The following is a 6,614-nucleotide window of genomic DNA, read 5'->3' as shown; positions in this document are numbered from 1 at the left end:
CGTTCGTGATCAGCAGGGCGGCGCCGTTCAGGGCGGCGCGGGCGGCCGGGATGCGGTCCGGGGTGTCGGTGTGCAGCTCCAGCAGCGGGGTGCCGGGCTTCACCTCGTCGCCCGGCTCGACCAGCATCCGGACGCCGGCCGCGGCCTGCACGGTGTCCTCCTTGCGGGCGCGCCCGGCGCCGAGGCGCCACGCCGCGGTCCCGACGGCCAGCGCGTCCGCGGCGGTGAACACGCCGCCGCGCTCTGCGTCGACGGTCTCGACGTGCCGGGCGACCGGCAGCGCCGCGTCCGGGTCCCCGCCCTGCGCGGCGATCATCGCCTCCCACACCGGGTAGGCCTGCCCGCTGCGCAGCACCTGCGCCGGGTCGGCGTCGGTGATCCCGGCCAGCGCGAGCATCTCCCGGGCCAGCGCGACGGTCAGCTCGACGACGTCGGCCGGGCCCCCGCCGCGCAGCACCTCGACCGACTCGGCCACCTCCAGCGCGTTGCCGACCGCCCGGCCCAGGGGCGCGGACATGTCGGTGAGCAGCGCCGTCGTCGGCAGGTCGTGCGCGACGCCGATCGCGATCATCGCGTCGGCCAGCTCGCCGGCCCGGGCACGGCTCTTCATGAACGCCCCGGTCCCGACCTTGACGTCGAGCACCAGGCCGCCGGTGCCCTCGGCGATCTTCTTGCTCATGATCGAGCTGGCGATCAGCGGCACCGACTCGACGGTGCCGGTGACGTCGCGCAGCGCGTAGAGCTTGCGGTCGGCCGGGGCCAGCGACGGGGTCGTCGCGCAGATCACCGCGCCGATCGAGGCGAGCTGGGCGGTGATCTCCTCGGTACTCAGCGACGCCCGCCAGCCCGGGATCGACTCCAGCTTGTCCAGCGTGCCGCCGGTGTGCCCGAGCCCGCGCCCGGACAGCTGCGGCACGGCCGCGCCGCAGGCCGCGACGAGCGGGACCAGCGGCAACGTGATCTTGTCCCCGACGCCGCCGGTGGAGTGCTTGTCCACCAGCGGCCGCCCGACGTCGCCGAGCGCCAGCCGTTCGCCGGAGTCGATCATCGCCTGGGTCCAGCGGGCGGTCTCGGCGTTGTCCATGCCGTTGAGCAGCACGGCCATCGCCAGCGCCGCCATCTGTTCCTCGGCGACCTCGCCGCGGGTGTAGGCGCCGATCACCCAGTCGATCTGCTCGCCGGTGAGCTCGCGGCAGTCCCGCTTGGCCGTCACCACGTCGACAGCGCTGAACGTCGGCCTCGGCACCGGCAACACCTCCACGTCGGCCCGGCCGACACCTCTGATCACGGAACCTCCGACGGCAGGTCGGCCGGCCCGAACGCGTCCGGGAGGACCTCCGACATCGGGCGCGGGCCGCGCGGGGTGTCGCACAGGCAGTCCGGCCCACCGAACTCGTAGATCACCTGACGGCACCGGCCGCACGGCATCAGCAGCGCGCCGTCACCGGAGCGGCACGCCAGCGCGACCAGCCGCCCGCCGCCGCTCAGGCGCAGCGCCCCGGCCAGCGTGACCTCGGCGCAGACTCCGAGCCCGTAGGAGGCGTTCTCCACGTTGCACCCGGTGACCACGCGGCCGTCGTCGCACAGTGCGGCGGCGCCGACCAGCAGCCCGGAGTAGGGCGCGTATGCGGATGCGGCGGCGTCCACCGCGGCGGCCCGCAGCGCGTCCCAGTCCGGCGTCCGCGTCGGCTCTCCGCCGTGGCCCGGCACGGTCCTGCGGGCCGCGCGGACCGCCGCCGGGTCCTCGTCGCGCAGGATGTCGCGCCCGGCGCCGCTCGGGCCGCCGCCGACCATCAGGTGTCCTCCCCGCGCCGGTACTCCGCGCCCAGCGCCGCGGGTGGTCGCAGGCGTTGCGACGCCGCCGCCAGCACCACGAGCGTCACCAGCTGCGGGGCGTAGGTGGCGAACTCGGTGGGGATCGTGTCGATCGTCCAGTACAGCGCGTAGACGGCCAGGCCCGCGACCAGCGCGACCGCGGCCGGCACCCAGCGCCGCCGGGCCACCCACAGCACCGCGACGACGACCGCGAGCAGCGTCGCGCCGTAGAGCAGCGCGTGCACGGCCTCGCCGCCGGCGCGCAGCTGCAGGCCGTCGACGTAGCCGAACAACGCGGACCCGGCCAGCAACCCGGCCGGCCGCCAGTTCCCGAAGATCATCGCGGCCAGGCCGATGTAGCCGCGCCCGCCGACCTGGTTCTCCAGGTAGCCGAGCTGGCCCGGGTTGAGCACCAGCGCCGCGCCGCCCAGCCCGGCCAGCGCCCCCGAGATCACGACGCCGGCGTACTTGTGCGCGACGACGTTCACCCCGAGCGACTCCGCGGCCACCGGGGACTCGCCCGCCGAGCGCAGCCGCAGCCCGAACGGCGTCCGCCACAGCACCAGGTAGCTCAGCGGCACCAGCGCCAGCGCGATCAGCACCAGCGGCGTCAGGCCGGTGACCAGCCCGCCGAGCAGTCCGGCGGCGTCCGAGACGAACACCCGTTGCTGCTGTTCCAGCGACGCCAGGCCCTCGGACACGCCGGGTACCGAGAACTCGGTGAAGCCCGGCACCCGCGGCGACTCCCGGGGGTTCTGCGACACCGGCTGGAACACCAGCGTCGACAGGTACTTGGTCAGGCCGGTCCCGAGCAGCGTGATCGCGACCCCGGAGACGATGTGGTTGACGTTGAACGTCACGGTCGCGACGGCGTGCAGCAGCCCGCCCAGCGCGCCGAACGCCAGACCGCCGGCCAGCGCCGCCCACGGGCCCCACTGGTAGCCGGCCCAGGCCGCTCCCCAGGTGCCCAGCACCATCATGCCCTCGAGGCCGATGTTGATGATGCCGACGCGTTCGGCCCAGAGCCCGCCGAGCGCGGCGAACAGGATCGGCAGCGCGAGCCGGACCGCCGCCTCGGCGGTGCCGCTGGAGGTCAGCTGGGTCTGCCCGGTCAGCGTCACGGTGACCGCCAGGACCAGCACCATGAGCACGGCCAGCAGGATCGGGCGCGCCCAGCGCGGCGGGCGCCACGCCGTCACCCGGTCCAGGGCCGACCCCGACGGGGCGCGGGTGGACGTGCTCACGTCCCCACCTCCGCCGGTCGCGGCCGGGTCGGCGTGGCCGCGGCGACCCGGCGCTGCTCGGCGCGCAGGTCGACCCGGCGCACCACCTCGTAGGCCACCACCACCGACAGCACGATCAGTCCCTGCATGATCAGCACGATCTCCCGCGGGGTGCCGACGACGTCGAGCGCGACCGCGGACTTGTCCAGGAACGCCCAGAGCAGCGCACCGAGCGCGATGCCGACCGGGTGGTTGCGCCCGAGCAGCGCGATCGCGATCCCGGTGAACCCGTAGCCCGACGGCGAGGTCAGCGTGTAGGCGTGGTCGCGCCCGAGCAGCTCCGGCAGCCCGACCAGCCCGGCCACCGCGCCGGAGGTGAGCAGCGCGATCAGCACCATCCGCCGGGCGTTCACCCCGCCGGCCGCGGCGGCCGTCGGGGACTGCCCCGAGGCCCGCAGCTCGAATCCGAACCGGGTGCGCCCGAGCAGGAACCAGTAGCCGACGCCGAGCACGGCGGCCACCAGGATCATCCCGAACAGCGTCCCGGACTCGCCCAGCGCAAGACCCGGGAACCAGCCGCTGGGTTCGATCGGCGGGGTGGTGATGTTGTTGCCGACCAGCTGCCCGAACGTGTCGGGGCTGATCAGGTACGCGATCAGGCCGGTCGCGACGGCGTTGAGCATGATCGTCGAGATCACCTCGCTGACCCCGCGGTAGGCCTTGAGCAGTGCCGGGATCGCGACCCACGCGGCACCGGACAGCGCGGCCACGGCGATGATCACCAGGGTGTGCAGGACCGGCGGCAGCGGGAGCGTGCCGCCGACGACCGCGGCCACGGCCGCCGCGACCCGGAACTGCCCCTCGACGCCGATGTTGAACAGCTTCATCTGGAAGCCGATCGCCACCGCGAGCGCGGCGATGTAGTAGACGGCGGCCGAGTTGACGGTGTCCACCGCGACCGTGCCGGACCCCAGCTGGGAGATCATCACCCCGAACGCCTGCAGCGGCGAGTCCCCGCTGATGAGCAGCGCGAGGCCGCAGAGCAGTGCCGCGACGGCGACCGCCAGCACCGGCGCGAGGACCGCGGACCGGATCTTCGGGCTCATGCGGTGGCTCCGGTCATCGCGGTGCCGAGCTGCTCGGGGGTCACCGTGGCCGGGTCGGCGGTGCCGACCAGGCGCCCGTCCAGGATCACCGCGAGCGTGTCCGACAGGCCGATCAGCTCGTCGAGGTCGGCGCTGACCAGCAGCACCGCGAGCCCGGCCGCACGCGCGCGGCGCAGCTCGGACCAGATCCCGGCCTGCGCGCCGACGTCGACGCCGCGGGTCGGGTGCGCGGCGACCAGCAGCACCGGGTCCCCGGAGAGCTCGCGGCCGACGACGAGCTTCTGCTGGTTGCCGCCGGACAGCGCCCCCGCGGTGACGTCGATGCCCGGTGTGCGGACGTCGAAGTCGGCGACGATCCGTTCGGTGTCCGACCGGGCCGCGGCGCGGTCGATCAGCCCGCGCCGCCCGATCGGGGCGCGGCTCTGGAACCCCAGCACCCGGTTCGCCCAGAGCGGCTGCTCGGGCAGCAGGGCGTGGCGGGACCGGTCCTCCGGGATGTAGCCGATGCCGGCCTCGCGCCGGGCCATCGTGGTCGCGCCGCTCACGTCGGTGCCGGCGAGCAGCACCCGTCCCCGGGTGCCCCGGCGCATCCCCATCACCGACTCGACGAGCTCGGTCTGCCCGTTGCCCTCCACCCCGGCGATGCCCAGCACCTCGCCGGCGTGCACCACCAGGTCGATCCCGTCGAGCAGGTCGCGCCCGCCTGCCGGGTCGGCCAGACCCAGGCCCGCGACGCGCAGGACCTCGCGGTCGGTGACCGTCGAATCGCGGGTCTGTGGCGTCGGCAGCTCCGAGCCGACCATCATCTCGGCCAGCTCCCGGTTGGTCACCGTGGCCGGGTCGGCGGTGCCGACCGAGGTGCCGCGGCGGATCACCGTGATCGTGTCCGCGATCGCGCGGACCTCGTCGAGCTTGTGCGAGATGAACAGGAACGTGTAGCCCTGCGCCCGCATCGCGGCCAGGGTGGCGAACAGCTCGTCGACCTCCTGCGGGACGAGGACCGCGGTCGGCTCGTCCAGGATCACCGTGCGGGCGCCCCGGTAGAGCACCTTGAGGATCTCCAGCCGCTGCCGGTCGGCGACCCCGAGCCGCTCCACCCGCTCCGACGGCGAGGCCACCAGGCCGACCGTCGCGGCGAGCTCGGCGATCCGGTCCCGCGCCCGGCGCCCGATCCCGTGCAGGCGCTCGGCGCCCAGCAGCACGTTCTCGGCGACGGTCAGGTTGTCGGCCAGCATGAAGTGCTGGTGCACCATGCCGATCCCGGCCGCGATGGCGTCGCCCGGCGTGCGGAACACGACCTCGGTGCCGTCCACCGAGATCGTGCCCTCGTCCGCGCCCTGCATCCCGTAGAGGATCTTCATCAGGGTGGACTTGCCGGCCCCGTTCTCGCCGCACAGCGCGTGCACCTCGCCGCGACGCACCGCCAGGTCGATGTCGGAGTTCGCCACCACGCCCGGGAACCGCTTGGTGATCCCGCGCAGCTCGACGGCGTATTCGCTCCCCGCCGCCGTACTCACTTCGTGGACTTCACCTGGATCTGCCCGGCGATGATCGCGGCCTTGTACGCCTCCAGCTGGGGCTTGATGTCGTCGACCTTGCCGCCCGAGGTGGAGTAGCCGATGCCGTCGACCTTGAGGTCGAAGCGCTTCGGCAGCGTCGTGAGGTCGTCCGCCGCGACGGCGTTGATGTAGTCGTACACCGACACGTCCACCCGCTTGATCATCGACGTCATGATCACGTCCTTGACCTGGGCCAGCTGCGGGGAGTTGTACTGGTCGGAGTCCACCCCGATGGCCTGCTTGCCGCCGGTCTGCGCAGCCGAGAACACGCCCTGGTTGGACTTGCCGGCCGCGGCGAACACGATGTCGGCGCCGCCGTCGTACTCGCCCTTGGCGATCTCGGTGCCCTTGGTCGCGTCGTTGAACCCGGACGTGTCGCCGGCCGGGGAGATGTACTTGGCGTCGACCTCGACGTTCGGCGCGACGGCCTTGGCGCCCTGCTCGTAGCCCGCGGCGAACTTCTGGATCAGCGGGTTGTCCACGCCGCCGACGAAGCCGACCTTGCAGGTGGTCGTCTTGAGCGCGGCCGCGGCGCCGACCAGGAACGAGCCCTGCTCCTCGGCGAACACCAGCGGGGTGACGTTCGGCAGGGTCACGGTGTCGTCGTCGACGATCGCGAACTTCACGTTCGGGTTCTGCGCGGCGACGTCCTGCAGAGCGCCGGCGTAGTTGAAGCCGACCGCGATGATCGGGTTGTGGCCCTGCGCGACGAGCTGGCGCAGGCGGCTCGCCGCGGCGTCCTCGCTCTCGCCGGGCTGCGCCGTCGCCTCGGTCGCCTTCGGCATCCCCAACTGCGCCGACGCGCGGTCGATGCCGGCCGCGGCGGCGTCGTTGAACGACGCGTCACCCCGCCCGCCGATGTCGTAGGCCAGGCCCACCTTCAACCTGCTCGCGTCCGCCCTCGGCGGCTC

At 73.6% G+C, this 6,614-nt stretch carries 6 protein-coding genes; all 6 read right to left on the bottom strand.

Annotated elements, in window-relative coordinates; translation table 11 throughout:
• The coding region (locus tag I4I78_RS28290; RefSeq protein WP_308252413.1) for a thymidine phosphorylase at positions 1-1,246 on the bottom strand (1,246 nt) is incomplete at its 3' end.
• A gap of 38 nt (positions 1,247-1,284) precedes the next feature.
• Positions 1,285-1,710, bottom strand: a complete 426-nt coding sequence (locus tag I4I78_RS28285) for a cytidine deaminase (RefSeq protein WP_308252414.1) — start codon at positions 1,708-1,710, stop codon at positions 1,285-1,287.
• An 83-nt stretch (positions 1,711-1,793) separates the two neighbouring features.
• On the bottom strand, positions 1,794-3,059 hold the full coding sequence (locus I4I78_RS28280) for an ABC transporter permease (protein ID WP_308252412.1): 1,266 nt from the start codon (positions 3,057-3,059) through the stop codon (positions 1,794-1,796).
• Positions 3,056-4,144 carry an ABC transporter permease gene (locus tag I4I78_RS28275; protein WP_218614555.1) on the bottom strand — a complete coding sequence of 363 codons (1,089 nt, stop codon included), beginning with the start codon at positions 4,142-4,144 and terminating at the stop codon, positions 3,056-3,058. The genes I4I78_RS28280 and I4I78_RS28275 overlap by 4 nt, the downstream gene beginning before the upstream one ends.
• On the bottom strand, positions 4,141-5,661 hold the full coding sequence (locus I4I78_RS28270; RefSeq protein ID WP_218614554.1) for an ABC transporter ATP-binding protein: 1,521 nt from the start codon (positions 5,659-5,661) through the stop codon (positions 4,141-4,143). Before I4I78_RS28270 ends, I4I78_RS28275 begins: the two co-directional genes overlap by 4 nt.
• On the bottom strand, positions 5,658-6,614 hold a 957-nt coding region (locus I4I78_RS28265), incomplete at its 5' end, for a BMP family protein (RefSeq protein ID WP_218614553.1). The genes I4I78_RS28270 and I4I78_RS28265, both read right to left, overlap by 4 nt.

Source organism: Pseudonocardia sp. KRD291 (genome assembly GCF_019263595.1).
Taxonomy (GTDB): domain Bacteria; phylum Actinomycetota; class Actinomycetes; order Mycobacteriales; family Pseudonocardiaceae; genus Pseudonocardia.
The sequence above is the reverse complement of the archived record's forward strand: the minus strand, read 5'-3'. Positions and strand labels throughout refer to the sequence as shown.